At 72.2% G+C, this 17111-nt stretch carries 15 protein-coding genes; 8 read left to right on the plus strand and 7 right to left on the minus strand.

Features of this window, described 5'->3' with window-relative positions; translation table 11 throughout:
- The first annotated feature begins 2 nt into the window (after positions 1 to 2).
- Positions 3 to 800 (plus strand): SCO1664 family protein, encoded by a 798-nt coding sequence (locus PSD17_RS31200; protein ID WP_013677132.1) that lies wholly within the window; start codon positions 3 to 5, stop codon positions 798 to 800.
- A 1-nt stretch (position 801) separates the two neighbouring features.
- Here PSD17_RS31200 and PSD17_RS31205 read toward each other — a convergent pair whose 3' ends face one another.
- Complete coding sequence (locus PSD17_RS31205; protein WP_339125964.1) at positions 802 to 1611, minus strand: histidine phosphatase family protein; 810 nt, start codon at positions 1609 to 1611, stop codon at positions 802 to 804.
- A gap of 145 nt (positions 1612 to 1756) precedes the next feature.
- Here PSD17_RS31205 and gndA point away from each other — a divergent pair, with 145 nt between their 5' ends.
- Complete coding sequence (gndA, locus tag PSD17_RS31210; protein ID WP_013677130.1) at positions 1757 to 3193, plus strand: NADP-dependent phosphogluconate dehydrogenase; 1437 nt, start codon at positions 1757 to 1759, stop codon at positions 3191 to 3193.
- 80 nt (positions 3194 to 3273) lie between these two features.
- On the opposite strand, the gene PSD17_RS31215 is transcribed toward gndA, so the two are convergent.
- Both PSD17_RS31215 and PSD17_RS31220 read right to left on the minus strand, forming a co-directional pair.
- Positions 3274 to 4431, minus strand: a complete 1158-nt coding sequence (locus PSD17_RS31215) for an alpha/beta hydrolase (protein WP_013677129.1) — start codon at positions 4429 to 4431, stop codon at positions 3274 to 3276.
- 12 nt (positions 4432 to 4443) lie between these two features.
- On the minus strand, positions 4444 to 6150 hold the full coding sequence (locus PSD17_RS31220; protein WP_013677128.1) for an MFS transporter: 1707 nt from the start codon (positions 6148 to 6150) through the stop codon (positions 4444 to 4446).
- Positions 6151 to 6438: 288 nt separating this feature from the next.
- Between PSD17_RS31220 and PSD17_RS31225 the strand changes: the two genes are divergently transcribed.
- Positions 6439 to 7224, plus strand: coding sequence for a polysaccharide deacetylase family protein (locus PSD17_RS31225; RefSeq protein WP_013677127.1), 786 nt, complete (start codon positions 6439 to 6441; stop codon positions 7222 to 7224).
- 10 nt (positions 7225 to 7234) lie between these two features.
- On the plus strand, positions 7235 to 8446 hold the full coding sequence (locus PSD17_RS31230) for a YncE family protein (protein WP_013677126.1): 1212 nt from the start codon (positions 7235 to 7237) through the stop codon (positions 8444 to 8446).
- Positions 8447 to 8598: 152 nt separating this feature from the next.
- On the opposite strand, the gene PSD17_RS31235 is transcribed toward PSD17_RS31230, so the two are convergent.
- Positions 8599 to 9027, minus strand: coding sequence for a DoxX family membrane protein (locus PSD17_RS31235; RefSeq protein WP_013677125.1), 429 nt, complete (start codon positions 9025 to 9027; stop codon positions 8599 to 8601).
- Between the two features lie 97 nt (positions 9028 to 9124).
- Between PSD17_RS31235 and PSD17_RS31240 the strand changes: the two genes are divergently transcribed.
- The 3 genes from PSD17_RS31240 (at position 9125) to kynU (ending at position 11989) form a co-directional block, all read left to right on the plus strand.
- Complete coding sequence (locus tag PSD17_RS31240; RefSeq protein WP_339125965.1) at positions 9125 to 9850, plus strand: helix-turn-helix transcriptional regulator; 726 nt, start codon at positions 9125 to 9127, stop codon at positions 9848 to 9850.
- Between the two features lie 73 nt (positions 9851 to 9923).
- A complete protein-coding gene (locus PSD17_RS31245) occupies positions 9924 to 10769 on the plus strand; it encodes a tryptophan 2,3-dioxygenase (RefSeq protein WP_013677123.1) in 846 nt (281 codons plus the stop codon).
- A 2-nt stretch (positions 10770 to 10771) separates the two neighbouring features.
- Positions 10772 to 11989, plus strand: a complete 1218-nt coding sequence (gene kynU, locus PSD17_RS31250) for a kynureninase (RefSeq protein ID WP_339125966.1) — start codon at positions 10772 to 10774, stop codon at positions 11987 to 11989.
- Positions 11990 to 12044: 55 nt separating this feature from the next.
- Here the strand turns inward: kynU and PSD17_RS31255 are convergent, their stop codons facing one another.
- Genes PSD17_RS31255 through PSD17_RS31265 form a run of 3 tightly spaced genes read right to left on the minus strand, consistent with a single transcriptional unit; the run spans position 12045 to position 16143 of the window.
- Positions 12045 to 13754: a glycerol-3-phosphate dehydrogenase/oxidase gene (locus tag PSD17_RS31255; RefSeq protein WP_103381746.1), complete on the minus strand. Its 1710-nt coding sequence runs from the start codon at positions 13752 to 13754 to the stop codon at positions 12045 to 12047.
- Positions 13755 to 13788: 34 nt separating this feature from the next.
- Positions 13789 to 15306: a glycerol kinase GlpK gene (gene glpK / locus PSD17_RS31260; protein WP_013677120.1), complete on the minus strand. Its 1518-nt coding sequence runs from the start codon at positions 15304 to 15306 to the stop codon at positions 13789 to 13791.
- A gap of 18 nt (positions 15307 to 15324) precedes the next feature.
- Complete coding sequence (locus tag PSD17_RS31265; protein WP_013677119.1) at positions 15325 to 16143, minus strand: MIP/aquaporin family protein; 819 nt, start codon at positions 16141 to 16143, stop codon at positions 15325 to 15327.
- A 180-nt stretch (positions 16144 to 16323) separates the two neighbouring features.
- Between PSD17_RS31265 and PSD17_RS31270 the strand changes: the two genes are divergently transcribed.
- On the plus strand, positions 16324 to 17085 hold the full coding sequence (locus tag PSD17_RS31270) for an IclR family transcriptional regulator (protein ID WP_013677118.1): 762 nt from the start codon (positions 16324 to 16326) through the stop codon (positions 17083 to 17085).
- The last annotated feature ends 26 nt before the right edge of the window (positions 17086 to 17111 follow it).

Genomic DNA, 17111 nt, shown 5'->3' on the forward strand with positions numbered 1-17111 from the left:
ACGTGGACCTTCGCGACCCGGCGGTGCACGAGGTGCTCACCGCCGGCCGGATCGAGATCACCGGCAGACTCGTCGACGCCTCCAACGCGACGCTCTTCGGCACCGTCACCCTCGACGGCACCGAGCTGGAGTGCGTCTACAAACCCGTCCGCGGCGAGCGCCCGCTGTGGGACTTCCCCGACGGCACCCTGGCCGGCCGCGAGGTGGCCAGCTTCCTGGTGTCCGAGGCGTCGGGGCTGCACGTCGTGCCGCCGACGATCCTGCGCGAGAACGGCCCGTTCGGGCCCGGCATGCTGCAGGTCTGGGTCGACACCGACGACGAGCGCGAGCTCATCGACGTCTGCTCGCCGCGGAAGGTCCCGGCCGGCTGGAAGCGGGTGCTGCGCGCGCGTGACGGCGCGGGCGACCCGGCGGTCCTCGTGCACGCCGACGACCCGCAGCTGGCCGCGATGGCGGCGTTCGACGTCGTCGCCAACAACGCCGACCGCAAGGGCGGGCACGTCCTCGCGGGCGTCGACGGCCGTGTCTACGGCGTCGACCACGGGTTGACGATGCACGTCGAGGACAAGCTGCGCACCGTGCTGTGGGGCTGGGTGGGCGAGGAGGTCCCCGAACCCGTCGTGGCCGGGCTGGAGAAGCTGCGCAGCGCGCTCGACGGCGGCCTCGCCGACACGCTGGGCGAGCACCTGACGATCGCCGAGGTCGCGGCGCTGACGTCGCGGCTCGACGCGCTCCTCGCGGCGCCCTGCTACCCGGAGCCGTCCGGGTACGGCCCGGCGATCCCGTGGCCGGCGTTCTGACCTACCGCCCGTAGCCGTCGAGCCACGCGCGGTCGAACCACGCGGGCGGCTGCGGGATGCGGGTCGTGACGGTGCGGTCGCGGTAGTCGACCCGCGCGGTCCCGTCCTCGACCCGGACGCGGATCGGCTCCAGGTTCTCCGGCTCGCCGAGATCCTCGCCCAGCGTCGTCGCCGCGAAGGCGCGCATCGGCGCCGAGTGCGTGCAGACCAGCGCCAGCTCCGCGCCGGCGGCGGCGAGCGCCGGGCCGAGCGCCGAGATGCCCAGCCAGGTCCGCAGCGACGCGAGCTGCGGCGGCTCGAAGTACAGCATCGGGTTGTGCGTCCAGTACTCGATCGGCCCGCCCGCCGCGGCGACGGCGGCGTAGTCGCTGTCGAACCGGTCGTACTCGCGGACCCAGTCGGGTTCGGGCGTGCCCGTCCCCAGTGCCAGCCGGGCCCCGACCGCGACCGAGGTGTCGACGACCTCCCCCTCCAGGCAGAACCGCAGGTTGTCGAAGTGCGGCTCGGGGTACAGCTCACCGAGCTGCGACTCGTCGACGCCCTCGGCGAGCAGCGCGGCGCGCAACGTCACCGCGGTCGCGGTCGCGCGCGAGGTCCGGGCGTGCGGCATCAGCACCCGCGCGCTCGGCGCGATCCCGGCGGCCAGGACCTTGCCGCGGGCGCGGGCCTGCTCCTCGCCGCGCGGGGTCAGGCCGTGGTCGCCGTCGTAGCCGAGCGTCTCGCCGTGGCGGAGCAGGACGACCGCGTAGGCCGTCGCGCTCCGCGCACCGTTCCCCGGATCCGGACCCCCGCCGATCGTGCCGTCCGCCATGGACGCCGACGCTACCCGGCGTCGCGACCGCCACACGGCGGTTCGTACCGCAGTCCGGAACGGGCAGGATGGCGGCCGGACCGAGCGGCAGCCCGGCGACGACGCGCGCGACGTCGCCGAAGCACGAGAACACGAGGAGTCGACGATGACGGGACAGAGCCGGATCGGTGTCACCGGGCTGGCGGTGATGGGGGCGAACCTGGCCCGCAACATCGCCCGGCACGGCGTCCCCGTCGCGGTGCACAACCGGACGGGCGCGCGCACCACGGAGTTCATCGAGGCCTACGGCGACGAGGGCGAGTTCACCGGCACCCAGTCGCTGCAGGAGTTCGTCGACGCGCTCGAGCGGCCCCGCCGGATCATCGTCATGGTGAAGGCGGGCAAGCCCGTCGACGGCGTCATCACCGAGCTCACGCCGCTGCTCGACGAGGGCGACATCATCATCGACGCCGGCAACTCACACTTCCCCGACACCGTGCGGCGCACCGCCGAGTGCGCGGCCAACGGGATCCGGTTCATGGGCGTCGGCGTCTCCGGTGGCGAGGAGGGCGCGCTGCTCGGGCCGAGCATCATGCCCGGTGGCGACCCCGAGGCCTACGCCGAGGTGAAGGACGTCTTCGAGGCGATCGCCGCGCAGGTCGACGGCACCCCCTGCGTCGTCCACGTCGGGCCCGGCGGTGCGGGGCACTACGTCAAGATGGTGCACAACGGCATCGAGTACGCCGACATGCAGCTCATCGTCGAGGCGTACGACCTGCTCACCCACGTCGCCGGGCTGGACGCCCCGGCCATCGGGAAGATCTTCGAGGAGTGGAACAGCGGCGACCTCGAGTCGTTCCTCATCGAGATCACCGGCAAGGTCCTCGCCAAGGTCGACGAGAAGACCGGCGGCCCGCTCGTCGACGTCATCGTCGACCGGGCCGGGCAGAAGGGCACCGGTACCTGGACCGCGATCGACGCCCTCGGCCTGGGCATCCCGCTGACGGGTATCACCGAGGCCGTCTTTGCCCGCGGGCTCTCGGCGTTGCGCGACGAGCGGAAGAAGGCGTCGACGACCCTGGCCGGGCCGAACCCGTCGGCCGCGGAGGACCGCACCGACCTGGTCGACGACATCCGGCAGGCGCTCTACGCGTCGAAGGTCGTCGCCTACGCGCAGGGCTTCGCACAGATGCGGGCGGCCTCGCTGCAGAACGACTGGAACCTCGACCTCGGCGCCATGGCCACCATCTGGCGTGGCGGCTGCATCATCCGGGCGCAGTTCCTCAACCGGATCCGCGACGCCTACGCCGAGCACCCCGACCTCGACAACCTGCTGATGGTCCCGTACTTCACGGAGGCCGTCGCGAACGCGCAGGACGCCTGGCGGCGGGTGGTCGTGACGGCGACGGAGCAAGGCGTCGCGATCCCGGCGTTCTCCTCCAGCCTGAGCTACTACGACGGCTACCGCCGCGAGCGCGGGCCCGCCAACCTCATCCAGGGCCTGCGCGACTTCTTCGGCGCGCACACCTACGAGCGCATCGACGCCGAGGGTTCCTTCCACACCCGCTGGGCCCAGGACGGTACGGAGGTCCGCACGGACTGACCCCTGCTCGCGAGGGGGCGGCGCGTCTACCGCACGAACGGCACAGTGGCGCAATTCAGTTGCGCGACTGTGCCGTTCGTTCACGAGGGTGGGTCGGGGATGGGGAGGGTCGGGGCGACGGGGGCGGGGAGCCGGCGGCCCAGCCAGTCGACCAGCGGCGGCAGCTGTGCGCGGACGGCGACCTGGTTGTGCCCGCCCCCGGGGAAGGTGTGCGTCACCAGCGTGACGGGCGGGACCGCGGCCGCGCGGAGCCGGGCGAGGGCGGCCTGCTCGTCGTCCTCGTCGGCGCCCGCGGTCGCGAGGATGGCGGTCGGGGCCGGCCGGTCACGCAGGTGGGCGACGACGTCGTTCGCGGCGGCGAGGTCGGGCCGGCCGGCGAAGAGGTCGCCGGTGACGATGTCGTCGGGCGTGCGGTCGTAGCCGGACTGGCTGACCGCGATCGAGTACAGGTCCGGGTGCCGCAGGGCGAGGTTCATGGCGCAGTACCCGCCCGAGGACCAGCCCGAGAGCGCCCACGCCTCGCGTTCCGGGCGCACCCGCAGTGTGTGCAGGGCCCAGTCGTGCAGGTCCGTCGTCAGATAGGTGTCGTCGAGTGCGCCGTGCGAGGCGTCGACGCACTCCTCGTCGTGGCCGAACCGGGGCTCGCCGTTGGTGTCGGGGACGAGCACGACGGCGGGCGGCATCCGGTGCTCGGCGATCGCGGCGTCGACCAGGTCGGTGACGCCGAAGAGCGCGACGACCTCGCGCGGCTCCCCGGGGAAGCCCGGCAGCCATTCGACGACGGGGTAGCGGACCGCGGCCTGCGCCGGGTCGGTGTAGCCCGCGGGCAGGTAGACGTCGGCGTCGCGGGTGATGCCCGACCGCGGGCCGTGGAACACCATGTGCAGCACCGAGCCGTGGCCCTGCGCGCTGCGGGCGTCGAGCAGCGGGAGCGCGGCGGGGAGGTCGGCACCGTCGGGCCCGATGTCGGCGACGGTGCCCTCCCCGGGGTTGCCCGACGAGCCGAGCAGCGACCCCAGCGTCGGGTAGAACGAACCGAGGTAGTTCACCCCCGCGCCGGCCGCGACCAGCACGCCCAGCACGGCGACGACCGTCGTGACGCTGCGCCAGGTCCGGCGGTGCCGCCACGCGTCCCAGCGCCACGGCACGAGCGCGACGAGGGCCAGCGCGACGACGGCCACGGCCGCGACGACCCAGCCGTCGTCGAGCCGGATCGTCGAGGCGTGGAGGCCGAGCACCGTTGAAGCGTGTCAGACCCCCACGCGCCGGGCGGGCAGCGGGGCGGGCTCGCTCCAGTGGTACTTGCCGCCGCGCAGGGCCGACGCGATCGCCGCGACCAGGCACGCGGCGGCGGCGAACCCGAGCGCGAGGGTGAGGCCGTGGGCGAACGGGCCGGAGATGAGCTGCGGGAAGAACTCCCGTCCGGTCAGCGTCGAGGCCTGCGCGGGCGTGACGCCCGCCAGCACCTGCGGGCCGAGGAGCGTCTGGATCGGGTTGAAACCCAGCAGCGCGGCGAACAGGGTGCCGACGGGCGGCAGTGCCGCGACCTGCGCCGCCGTCGCCGCGGGAACGCCCTGGGCGGTGAGCCCGGCGGCGAGCGTCGTCGGCAACGAGGACGCCAGGCCCAGGATCAGCATCGAGAAGAAGATGCCGATCGACAGGACGGTGGCGGCGTTCTGGAACGTCGACGTCATGCCGGCGCCGGCGCCGCGCTGGTCGGGCGGCAGGCTGTTCATGATCCCGGCCCGGTTGGGGGAGGAGAACAGCCCCATCGCGAGCCCGTTGAGCAGCAGCAGCCCGGCGAACGCGACGTAGCCGAAGTCGACGGGGAGGAAGTCGAGCAGCAGGAAGCTCGCGGCGGCGACGACCATGCCGCCGGTGGCGAACGGCCGCGCGCCGAAGCGGTCGGACAGGTAGCCCGAGACGGGGCCGGCGACGAGGAACCCGATCGTCAACGGCAGCATGTAGATGCCCGCCCACAGCGGCGTCCGCTCGAACGAGTAGCCGTGCTCGGGCAGCCAGATCCCCTGCAGCCAGATGATCAGGATGAACTGCAGGCCGCCCCGGCCGAGCGCCGCGAGCAGGCTCGCGAGGTTGCCGGCGGTGAAGGCGCGGATGCGGAACAGCGAGAGCCGGAACATGGGATCGGGCACCCGGGTCTCGATCCGCGCGAACAGCGCGAGGACCACGAGCCCGCCGACGATGAGCGTCAGTACCAGCGGACTCGTCCACCCCATGGTGTGACCCGCGTAGGGCTGGATGCCGTAGGTGATTCCGATCAGGACCGCGACCAGGCCGATGGCGAAGGTGACGTTGCCCCACCAGTCGAGGCGCGCGCGGGTACGGGTGCCGGTGTCGCGGAGCTTGCGGTAGGCCCAGATCGTCCCGAAGACGCCGACGGGCACCGACACGAGGAACACCCAGTGCCAGTTCACCGGCCCGAGCACCCCGCCGACGACCAGGCCGACGAACGAGCCGCCGATGCCGGCGACCTGGTTGACGCCCAGCGCCAGGCCGCGCTGGTGGGCGGGGAAGGCGTCGGTGAGGATCGCGGTGGAGTTGGCCAGCAGCAGCGCGCCTCCGACGCCCTGCAGCACCCGCATGGCGATCAGCCAGACGGCCGCGGCATCGCCGTGCATCCAGGTGGCCGCGAGCAGGATCGAGAACACGGTGAACACCGCGAACCCGAGGTTGTACATCCTCGTGCGGCCGAACATGTCGCCCAGCCGTCCGAAGCTGACGACGAGCACGGCCGTGACGACGAGATAGCCCATGATCAGCCACAGCAGGTAGCTGATGTTCCCGGGCGCCAGCGGGTCGATGCCGATGCCGCGGAAGATGTCGGGCAGCGCGATGAGCAGGATCGACATGTTGATCGTGACGATCAGCACGCCCAGCGTGGTGTTGGAGAGGGCGACCCACTTGTACCGGTCGTCGTCCGGAGTAGTCATTAGCATCAGCAACTAATCTACGCCGCGAGGTCCTGAGCGGCGATGGTCGCCATGGCGACCATCGCCACTCACAGGCGTCAGGCGCTGCCGGGGCCGCGCCACCGCGACCGCCCCTCGAGATCACCGTCGACGCGGCCTGGGGCGACGTCCACTGCCGCGGCACGGCGTCGTGCGCGCCGAGCTGACCCGGCGGCCCGCAGGTGCGGCTCTCCCACCTGCGGCGACGAGGGATGCGTCCGCGGTCCGGTCGGGTAAAGGAATTCCCAGGTCAGAGGCCCGCTACGCTCCCCGCTCGTGACGACCCACGACGGTGTGCGGATGCCGCGGCGACGGCTACTGCGCCTGGGCGCGGGGCTGGCCGGCCTGGCGGGCGTCGCGGCCGCGTGCGGGACGGCCCCGTCGGAACCGGCTCCCGCGCCGCCCCCGTCGGGCATCCCGCCGTCCGCACCTCCCACGACGCGGCCCTCGGCGGTCCCCGGCGCCCCGGCGGCCGAGGTCGAGCGGCGGACCGGCGGCCGGCCGGAGGTCGCCCTGACCTTCCACGGTGCCGGCGATCCCGGGCTCGCGAAGAAGGTGCTCACCGCCCTGCACGATCGGGGCGCGGCCGTCACCGTCCTGGCTGTCGGGACGTGGTTGCAGCAGTCGCCCGACTCGGCCCGCACCGTCACCGATCTCGGTCACGAGCTGGGCAACCACACGTGGTCGCACCTCGACGTCGACGCGCTCCCGGAGGCCGCGGCCCGCACCGAGATCGAGAAGTGCCGCGACCGGATCGCCGCGCTCACCGGCGGGCCCGGCGCGTTCTTCCGGCCGTCGCAGGCCCAGCACGCGACGGCGCGGGTCAGGGTTCTCGCCGCCGCGGCGGGGTACCCCACGGTCCTGTCCTACGACGTCGACTCCCGCGACTTCACCGACCCCGGCGTCGACGCGATCCGGCGCAACGTCCGGTCCGCGACCGCGGGGTCGGTCGTCAGCATGCACCTGGGCCACCCCGAGACCCTGCAGGCGATCCCAGGCCTCCTCGACGACCTCGCGGCCCGCGGGCTGCGGCCCGTCACCGCGACACAACTGTTCGCCTGAGAGGACCCTCGTGCCGCTTCCCGTCCCCTCCTTCCGGGCAGCCCCTCGGCGGCGACCGGCCCGCGCCGCTGCCGTCGTCGCGCTGGCCGTGGCCGTCGTCGTCGGGCTCGCGGGCTGCACCTCGGGCGGCGCCCCGCAGTCGGCCACGGGTCCCGCGCCGACGGCGACACCGGGCGCGCAGCCTGCGTCGTTCCCGGGGATGCCGCCCGTGAGCGACCCGCACAACGTCTACTCCGACGCCGGCGCGAACATGCTCTCCGACGCCGTCAGGACGGCGAAGCCGCTCGTCTACGTGCCGCACACCAAGTCGGGCGACGTCTGGACGATCGACCCGGCGACGTTCCAGGTCGTCGGCAGGTACCGGCTCGGCGGGGAGCTGCAGCACGTCGTGCCGTCCTGGGACATGAAGACGCTCTACGCGACCGACGACACCAGCGACAAGATCACCCCGTTCGACCCCGTGACCGGCCTGCCGGGAAAGAACATCCCGGTCGTCGACCCCTACAACATGTACTTCACCCCTGACGGGAAGTCGGCGATCTCGGTCGCCGAGGCCCGTCGCAAGCTGGTCTTCTACGACCCGCACACCTGGCAGGTGCAGGGTGAGCTGCCGACGCCGCAGTGTGCGGGCATCGACCATGCCGACTACACCCCGGACGGCCGGACGGCCCTGTTCACCTGCGAGTTCGACGGCCGCGTCGCCATCGTCGACCTGGTGAACCGGACGGTCCTGCGCACGATCGACATGCCGGTCCGGCACATGCGGATGGGTCCGCAGGACATCAAGATGGCTCCCGACGGCTCGGTCTTCTACGTCGCGGACAGCCAGGAGGGCGGCGTCTGGGTGATCGACGGCGCGGGCACCAAGGTGCTGCGCGAGATCCCGACGGGGGCCGGAGCGCACGGCCTCTACCTCTCGCGCGATGCCGAGCGGTTGTTCGTCACCAACCGGATCGACGGCAGCGTGAGCGTGCTCGACGCGTACACCGGCGCCGTCGAGGCGAAGTGGACGATCCCCGGCGGCAGCCCCGACATGGGCAACGTGACCGCCGACGGCAGTCAGCTGTGGCTCTCGGGCCGCTACACCCACGAGGTGTACGTGCTCTCGACGACCGACGGGAAGCTCCTGGCCCGCATCCCGGTCGGCGACGGCCCGCACGGCCTGTGCGTGTGGCCGCAGCCCGGCCGGTACTCGATCGGGCACACCGGCATCACCCGCTGAGACTCCCGCGACGCCGTCCCGGCGAGCCGGGTTCTGGACGGGCGGCGGGTCGCGCCCGCCCGACCCCGTCATCCCCACATCCTGACCGACCGGCCGCTCGTCCGGGTGACAGCTCTGCCACGGCGACCTCGCCGGAGCAGCTCGAGTGCCGGTCAGGCCCTTCCGGTCGTGCCTCGGACGGCCTCGGCGCGGGCCAGCAGCCCGAGTGCGAGGGCGCCCACCAGCAGGCCGAAGTCGCGGAGCGCGACGTCGTAATAGCCCGGCAGGGTGAGCAGGTCGACGATGATCCCGAGGAGCCACGCGGCGACGACCCAGGCGCCGATCCGCGGCGCGGCCGCGACGAGCAGGCCGGCGACGATCTCGATCACTCCGACCGCGTACATCACCTGCTGGGCGTCGCCGGGCAGGATGCCGTCGATCCAGGGTGCCAGGTAGCGCGGCCAGTCGGTGAGCAGGTTCGTGAACTTGTCGAGGCCGAAGAGGATGGGTGCCACCGTGAAGACCGTCCGCAGGAGCAGGAAGGCGAGATGGGCCGGGTCGGCAAGGACGCCGCGGCGACCCGTCGTGGTCTCGGTGGACATGGGTCCTCCTCTAAAAACAATGATGATTGTTGATAGAAGGAGAAGGTAGCCCTCCTCGTTCTCTATCGTCAACGTGTCATGGCGATAGATTGGGGTCATGCGGAACCGGCTGCTCGCAGGCATCACGTCCGCGGCGTCGCTCGACGAGCCCACCCGGCGACGGCTCTACGCCTTCGTCGTCCGGCAGCCCGAGCCCGTCGGCCGGGACGACGCGGCCGCCGCCCTCGGACTGCCTCGGACCACGGCGGCGTTCCACCTGGACCGGCTGGTCGACGCCGGACTGCTCGACGTCATCCAGGAACGCCGCTCGGGCCGGCGCGGCCCCGGCGCCGGCCGGCCCGCGAAGCTCTACCGGCGTGCGGCCCGCGAGATAGAGGTCTCGCTGCCCGAACGTCGCTACGACCTCGTCGGCAGGTTGCTCGCCGGTGCGGTCGACGAGGCCACCTCCTCGGGGCGCCCGGTCGGCGTGGTGCTGGAACAGCGGGCCTACGCATTCGGCCGCACGCTCGCCGAGGGCGGCGACACCGCGGACGCGGACTGCCGTCCCAGCGGCCTCGCGGACGACGGGCCGGCCATGTCGGTGGTCCGGGTGCTCGAGGCCCACGGGTACGAGCCGCGCTCGTCGGACACGGGCATCACGCTGGGCAACTGTCCGTTCGACGTCCTGGCCCGGGAGTACACGGAGCTCGTCTGCGGCGCCAACCTCTGTCTGCTCTCGGGGGTGCTCGACGCGCACCCGGACGCCCGCCTCGAGGCCGAGCTGCGGCCCGGGGAGGCGGGCTGCTGTGTGCATCTGGTCCCGGCGCTGCCGCCGACCGGATGACCGGCACCTCGCGCGGCGGACCGCGGGCGTCGGACGGACGGGCGAACGGGTGGCGCGACGAGCAGGAGGACCGGTGACGGCGAACGAGCGGGAGATCGAGGAGGGCCTGCACCGCGGGCTCGCCGTCGACAAGACCTACGCCGGCTATCTGCGGCTCGACGAGCTGCTCGGCGCCCAACGCCCGCAGAGCCGTCCGGAGCATCACGACGAGCTGCTGTTCATCGTCCAGCACCAGACCTCGGAGCTGTGGCTCAAGCTGGTGATCCACGAGCTGCGCCACGCCGCGGCCATGATGGACGCCGACGACCTCGGCCCGGCGTTGAAGGCGCTGGCCCGGGTCAAGGCGGTGCAGCGGCAGCTGTTCGAGCAGTGGGCGGTCCTGGAGACGTTGACGCCGACGGAATACCTGCAGTTCCGGTCCGCGCTGGGGACGGCGTCGGGTTTCCAGTCCGAGCAGTACCGGACGGTGGAGTTCCTGCTGGGCAACAAGAACGCGGCCGCGATCGAGGTGTTCGCCGACGACTCCGACACGGCCCGGCGGTTGCGCGAGGTCCTCGCCGCGCCGAGCCTGTACGACCACTTCCTGCGCCATCTCGCCCGCGCGGGCTACCCGGTACCCCGCGAGGTGCTCGACCGCGACCTGTCGAGGGCCCACGTGTTCGCACCCGAGCTGGTGGACGTGTTCCGCCTGGTCTACACCGACCCGGGCCGGGACTGGGGCGCCTACGAGACGTGCGAGGCGCTCGTCGACGTCGAGGAGAGCTTCCAGCTCTGGCGGTTCCGTCACCTCAAGACGGTCGAGCGGATCATCGGGTCCAAGCGCGGCACCGGCGGGTCGAGCGGGGTGGGTTTCCTGCGCGCGGCGCTGGACCTGACGTTCTTCCCCGAGATCCTGGCCGTGCGCACGGAACTGGAGTGATCATGACCCCCACGCTCGCCGACGCCGAGAGGCTCGACGCCGCCGATCCGCTCGCCTCCTTCCGTGACCGCTTCGTCGTCCCCGACGACCCGGGTCTCGTCGCCTACCTCGACGGCAACTCGCTCGGCAGTCCCCCGAAGGCGACGGCCGAGCGGCTCGCCGCGCTCGTCACGCACGACTGGGGGACCCGCCTCATCCGGTCCTGGTCGGAGGGCTGGATGGAGCTGCCGTTCGAGATCGGCGACCGGCTCGCGGCCGCGGTGCTCGGCGCGGAACCGGGGCAGACGGTCGTCGCCGACTCGACGACGGTGTGCCTCTACAAGCTGATGCGCGCCGCCGCGGCGATGCGGCCCGGCCGCGACGAGGTCGTCGCCGACCTCGGCAACTTCCCGACCGACCGCTACGTCGTCGAGGCCGTCGCCGCGGAGTGCGGGCTGACGGTGCGCTGGATCTCGCCCGACCCGGCGGGCGGGGTCACCCTCGCCGATGTCGTCGACCACGTCGGCGAGCGGACCGCGTTCGTCACGCTCTCCCACGTCGCGTACAGGTCCGCCTGGATCGCCGACCTGCACGGCATCACCGCCGCGGCCCACGACGCCGGCGCACTCGTGGTCTGGGACCTGTGCCACAGCGTCGGCTCGGTGCCGCTCGACCTCGACGCCGCGGGTGTCGACCTCGCCGCCGGCTGCACCTACAAGTTCCTCAACGCGGGTCCCGGCGCACCCGCGTTCCTCTACGTCGCCGCCGCGCTGCAGGACGGGTTCGCCCAGCCGATCACCGGCTGGATGGGCCACGCCGAGCCGTTCGCGATGGGCCGGGACTACGCGCCGGCGACGGGGATGCGCCGCGCGCTGTCGGGGACGCCGCCGATCACCGGCCTGATCGGTGTCGACGAGGGCGTGAAGCTCGTCGCCGAGGCGGGGATGGACCGCATCCGCGCGAAGGCGGTCGCGCTCACGGAGCTGGCGGTGACCCTGGCCGACGACCTCCTGGACGGCGTCGGTATCGGCTCCCCGCGCGATCCCGCCCGCCGCGGCGGCCACGTCACGGTCACGCACCCGGACGCGAAGACGCTGTCCGACAGGCTGATCGCGGCCGGTGTCGTCGTCGACCACCGGCCGCCCGACGGCATCCGGATCGGCCTGTCGCCGCTCACGACGTCGTTCGCCGAGCTGCATCGCGCGATGACCGTGTTCGCGGACGTCCTGCAGATGTCGTGAGTGGCGATAGTCGCGGCCGCGACTATCGCCACTCACAGTCCCCCGGGGCAGGTCCTCAGGCCAGCGGGACGACCTCCGGTGCGCCCATCCGGGCGGCGTCGGCGGTCTCGTCGTCGGGCATCTTCTGGCTCTCCCGTTCGGCGTCGACCCGCTTGCGGTAGTGCTCCTTCTCGCGCTCGACCTGCTCGTCGCTCCAGCCGAGCACCGGCGCCAGCAGCCGCGCCGCCTCCTCGACGGACCCGACGCCGCGGTCGAAGGTCTCGATCGAGATACGGGTGCGGCGGGCCAGCACGTCCTCCAGGTGCCGGGCACCCTCGTGCGAGGCCGCGTAGACGATCTCGGCGCGCAGGTAGTCGGGCGCCCCGGCCAGCGGCTCGCCCAGCGTCGGGTCCTCGTCGACCAGCGCGAGCACCTCGTCGATCATCGAGCCGTACCGGCTGAGCAGGTGCTCGATCCGGGCGACGTGCAGGCCGTGCTCGGCCGCGAGCCGGTGCCGGGCGTTGAGCAGGGCCTTGAACCCCTCCGCGCCCAGCAGCGGCACCTTCTCGGTGACCGACTCCGGCACCTTCGCGTCCAGCCCGTGGACGGCGGCGTCGACCGCGTCCTTGGCCATGACGCGGTAGGTCGTGTACTTGCCGCCCGCGACGACGACCAGACCCGGCACCGTGTGCGCCACCGCGTGCTCGCGCGAGAGCTTCGACGTCGACTCCGACTCGCCCGACAGCAGCGGCCGCAGCCCGGCGTAGACGCCCTCGACGTCGGCGTGCGTGAGCGGTTGCTCCAGGACGGCGTTGACGTGGTCGAGCAGGTAGTCGATGTCGGCCGCGCTCGCCGCGGGGTGGGCCTTGTCGAGCGACCAGTCGGTGTCGGTCGTGCCGATGATCCAGTGCCGGAACCACGGGATCACGAACAGCACCGACTTCTCGGTGCGCAGGATCAGCCCGGAGTCGCCCTGGATGCGGTCGCGCGGCACCACGAGGTGGATGCCCTTGCTGGCCCGCACCTTGAACTGGCCGCGCTCGCCGACGAGGCTCTGGGTGTCGTCGGTCCACACCCCCGTGGCGTTGACGACCTGCCTGGCCCTGACCTTGATCGTCTCGCCGGACTCGAGGTCGTGCACCTCGGCGCCGGTGACCCGCTCGCCCTCGCGCAGCAGCGCCACGACCCGCGCCCGGGACGCGATGTGCGCCCCGTAGGCCGCCGCCGTGCGGGCGACGAACATCGTGTGGCGGGCGTCGTCGACCTGCGCGTCGTAGTACTGCAGGGCGCCGACCAGCGCGTCCTTGCGCAGCGACGGCATGATCCGCTTCGCCCCCGTGCGCGTGAGGTGCCGGTGGTGGGGCACGCCGCGGGCCCGGCCCGACAGCAGGCCGAGGGTGTCGTAGAGCGCGACGCCCGCACCGGCGTACGCCCGCTCCCACACCCGGTGCTGCAGCGGGTAGATGAACGGCACCGGACGCACCAGGTGCGGCGCCAGCGTCTGGATGAGCAGCCCGCGTTCCTGCAGCGCCTCCGCGACCAGCCGGAAGTCGAGCATCTCCAGATACCGCAGACCGCCGTGGATGAGCTTGCTCGAACGGCTCGACGTCCCGGACGCGAAGTCCCGGGCCTCGACGAGCCCGACGGTCAGCCCGCGGGTGGCGGCGTCGAGGGCACTGCCCGCGCCCACGACGCCACCACCGATCACGAGCACGTCGAGCTCGGTCCCCGCCATGGCGCGCAGGGCCTCGGCCCGGGCCTGCGGGGAGAGCGCGACCGATCTCATGGGATTCCTTCCTCAGGTCACGACGCCGTCGGCGTCAGTCGACGTCCACCCAGTTCAACGTCCGCTCGACGGCCTTCTTCCACTTCGCGTACCCCTCGGCACGCTGGTCATCGCTCCACTGCGGCGACCAGTGCCGGGCCTCGTTCCAGTTCTGCCGCAGCTCGTCGGTGTTCTTCCAGAACCCGACGGCCAGGCCCGCCGCGTAGGCCGCGCCCAGCGCCGTCGTCTCCGCGACGACGGGCCTGCTGACGTCGACACCCAGCACGTCGGACTGGATCTGCATGCACAGCTCGTTCATGGTGACGCCGCCGTCGACCTTGAGCACCTCGAGGTGTACGCCGGAGTCCTTCTCCATGGCCTCGATCACGTCGCGGCTCTGGTAGCAGATCGCCTCGAGCGTCGCCCGGGCGAGGTGCGCGTTCGTGTTGTAGCGCGACAGCCCGACGATCGCGCCGCGCGCGTCGGAACGCCAGTAGGGCGCGAACAGCCCCGAGAAGGCCGGGACGAAGTAGACGCCTCCGTTGTCCTCGACCTGGCGGGCCAGCGCCTCGGACTGCGACGCACCCGAGATGATCCCGAGCTGGTCGCGCAGCCACTGGACGGCCGAGCCGGTCACCGCGATGGAGCCCTCCAGCGCGTAGACGACGTCCTCGTCGTTGAACTTGTAGCAGACCGTCGAGAGCAGGCCCGCCTTCGACCGGATCAGCTCCGTGCCGGTGTTGAGCAGCATGAAGTTGCCGGTGCCGTAGGTGTTCTTCGCCTCGCCGGGTGCGAAGCACACCTGGCCGACGGTCGCGGCCTGCTGGTCGCCGAGGTCGCCGGTGATGAGCACCTCGCCGGCCAGCGGGCCGGTCCCCCGGGTGTTCCCGTAGCCGGACGTGTACGAGCTCGGTTTGATCTCCGGCAGCATCTGCCGCGGGATGCCGAAGAAGCCGAGCAGCTCGTCGTCCCAGTCGAGCGTCTCGAGGTTCATCAGCATCGTGCGGCTGGCGTTGGTGACGTCGGTGCAGTGCACGCCGCCGTCGCGACCGCCGGTGAGGTTCCAGATCAGCCACGTGTCGGTGTTGCCGAAGATCGCGTCGCCGCGCTCGGCGGCGGCCCGGACCCCGTCGACGTTCTCGAGGATCCACTGGATCTTGCCGCCGGAGAAGTACGTCGCGGGCGGCAGGCCCGCCTTCTGCCGGATGGTGTCGCCCTTGCCCTCGCGCTCCAGCGCGGAGGCGATCCGGTCGGTGCGCGTGTCCTGCCAGACGATCGCGTTGTAGTAGGGACGGCCGGTGTTGCGGTCCCACACGACGGCCGTCTCGCGCTGGTTGGTGATGCCCAGCGCGCAGAGGTCGCCCGCGGACAGCCCGGTCTTGTTCAGCGTGCTCTGCAGCACCGCCGAGGTGCGTTCCCAGATTTCGACGGGGTTGTGCTCCACCCAGCCCGCCTGGGGGAGGATCTGCTCGTGCTCCAGCTGGTGGCGGCCCACCTCGTTGCCGGAGTGGTCGAAGATCATGAACCGCGTGCTGGTCGTGCCCTGGTCGATCGCGCCGACGTAGTCAGCCATGTCGGTCCTCTCCTCCTGTCAGGTGTTGGCTCGCGGCTCGGACACGGGCGGGGTCGGGAGCATCTCCTCGTCCTTGGGCAGGTAGCGCTCGATGAGGAGGATGAACAGGCCACCGCCGATGAGGCCGCCGACGATCGGCGCGACGATGGGTAGCCAGAAGTAGAGGTTGCCGTGCTGGTCGTACATGGCCGTCGAGTAGCCGGTGATCAACGACGCGACCCGGGGGCCGAAGTCACGCGCCGGGTTGATGGCGTACCCGGCGTTCGTGCCCCACGCCATGCCGATCGCGACGACCAGCAGGCCGACGACGACCGGGCCCAGGTTGGCCAGCGGCGGGTTGTTGACGGCCGTCGTCAGGGCGAAGATCACGAAGATGAGGATCGCGGTGCCGACGATCTGGTCGAGGAACGCCGTCGGGATGCCGATGCCGTCGAGGCCGTTGCCGGGCAGCGTGGAGAAGATGCCCTGGGTCTTGATGGTGTGGCCGGGGTCGACCTTCGCGATCGCGTCGGCGTAGACCACGCGGACGATCAGCGCCGCGACGAACGCCCCCAGGAACTGCGCGAGGCAGTACGGCAGCACCTTTCGCCACTCGAAGCCCTTGAACGCGGCGAGTGCGATCGTCACGGCGGGGTTGAGGTGGGCCCCGGACAGCCGTGCCGCGACGTACACACCGAGGGTGACGCCCAGACCCCACGCCCAGGCGATGGAGTCGTGGTCGCCGAGGCTGCCGTCGGGCGACGTGACGACCTGCGCCACGACGCCGACACCGAACAGGATGAGGATCATCGTCCCGGCGAACTCGGCGCTCAGCTCGCCGAGCAATGTCTTCCGCATAGCAGTGCCCTCCTTTGGGGTGCCGTGTCGCCCGGGACCGTCGTGTCGCCCTCCTGCTCGGGTCGGCTCCCGCGCGCGCGAAGGGACGCTAGGAACCTCCTGTGACGGAGGCAATATCGCATGTTCGTCAATGTCGAATCGACATCGCCGAACCGGTCACATCCGCCCTAGGCTTCGGGGGTGCCCGGCGCGATCCAGTCGATCGAGCGGGCGGCCGCCGCGCTGCGGTTGCTCGCCAGCACCGGCCGCCCGCTCGCGCTCGCCGAGCTGGCCGCGGCTCTCGACCTGCCCCGGCCGACGGCCCACGGCATCCTCCGCACGCTGCGTGAGGTCGGCTTCGTCCAGCAGGACCCCGGCAGCGCGCTCTACACCGTCGGCGACGGGCTGAGCAGCCTCTCGACGCCCGGCTGGGACCGCCACGACCTGCGCTCACGGTCGATGAACTGGGCCGACGCGCTGGCCGGCGGCACGGGCTGCGCGGTGTTCGTGGGCGTGCCCGAGGGACGCGTCGTCAGCCTGGTCCACCACGTCTTCCGGCCGGACGGCTCCCCGCAGCGCCTGCGGACGAACGAGACCGTCCCCATGCACGCGACGGCGCTGGGCAAGTGCCTGCTCGCCTTCGCCCCGCTCGTGACGCCCGCCGCGCGGGAGCTCGACCTGCACCGCTACACCGGCCGGACCTGCACGACGCCCGCGGCGCTGGAGAGCCATCTCGCCGTCGCGCGGCGCCGCGGGGTGGCGACGAGCTTCGCCGAGCACGAACCCGGGATCGGCGGGGCCGCGGTGCCGCTGCGCGGGGCCGGCGGGCTCGCCGTCGGCGCGCTGGCGATCAGCGGGCCGGTCGAGCACCTCTTCGGGTCCGGGGGCACGGTGCGCACGCGGCTGCTCGACCAGCTCACCGCGGCCGCGGGCGAGATCTCGGTGACGTTGGGGCACTCGTGAGGGCGCCCCGGTCGTGCAGGAACGGC

Origin of the sequence: Pseudonocardia sp. D17, from assembly GCF_036984265.1 — a bacterium.
In the GTDB taxonomy this organism is placed as follows: domain Bacteria; phylum Actinomycetota; class Actinomycetes; order Mycobacteriales; family Pseudonocardiaceae; genus Pseudonocardia; species Pseudonocardia benzenivorans.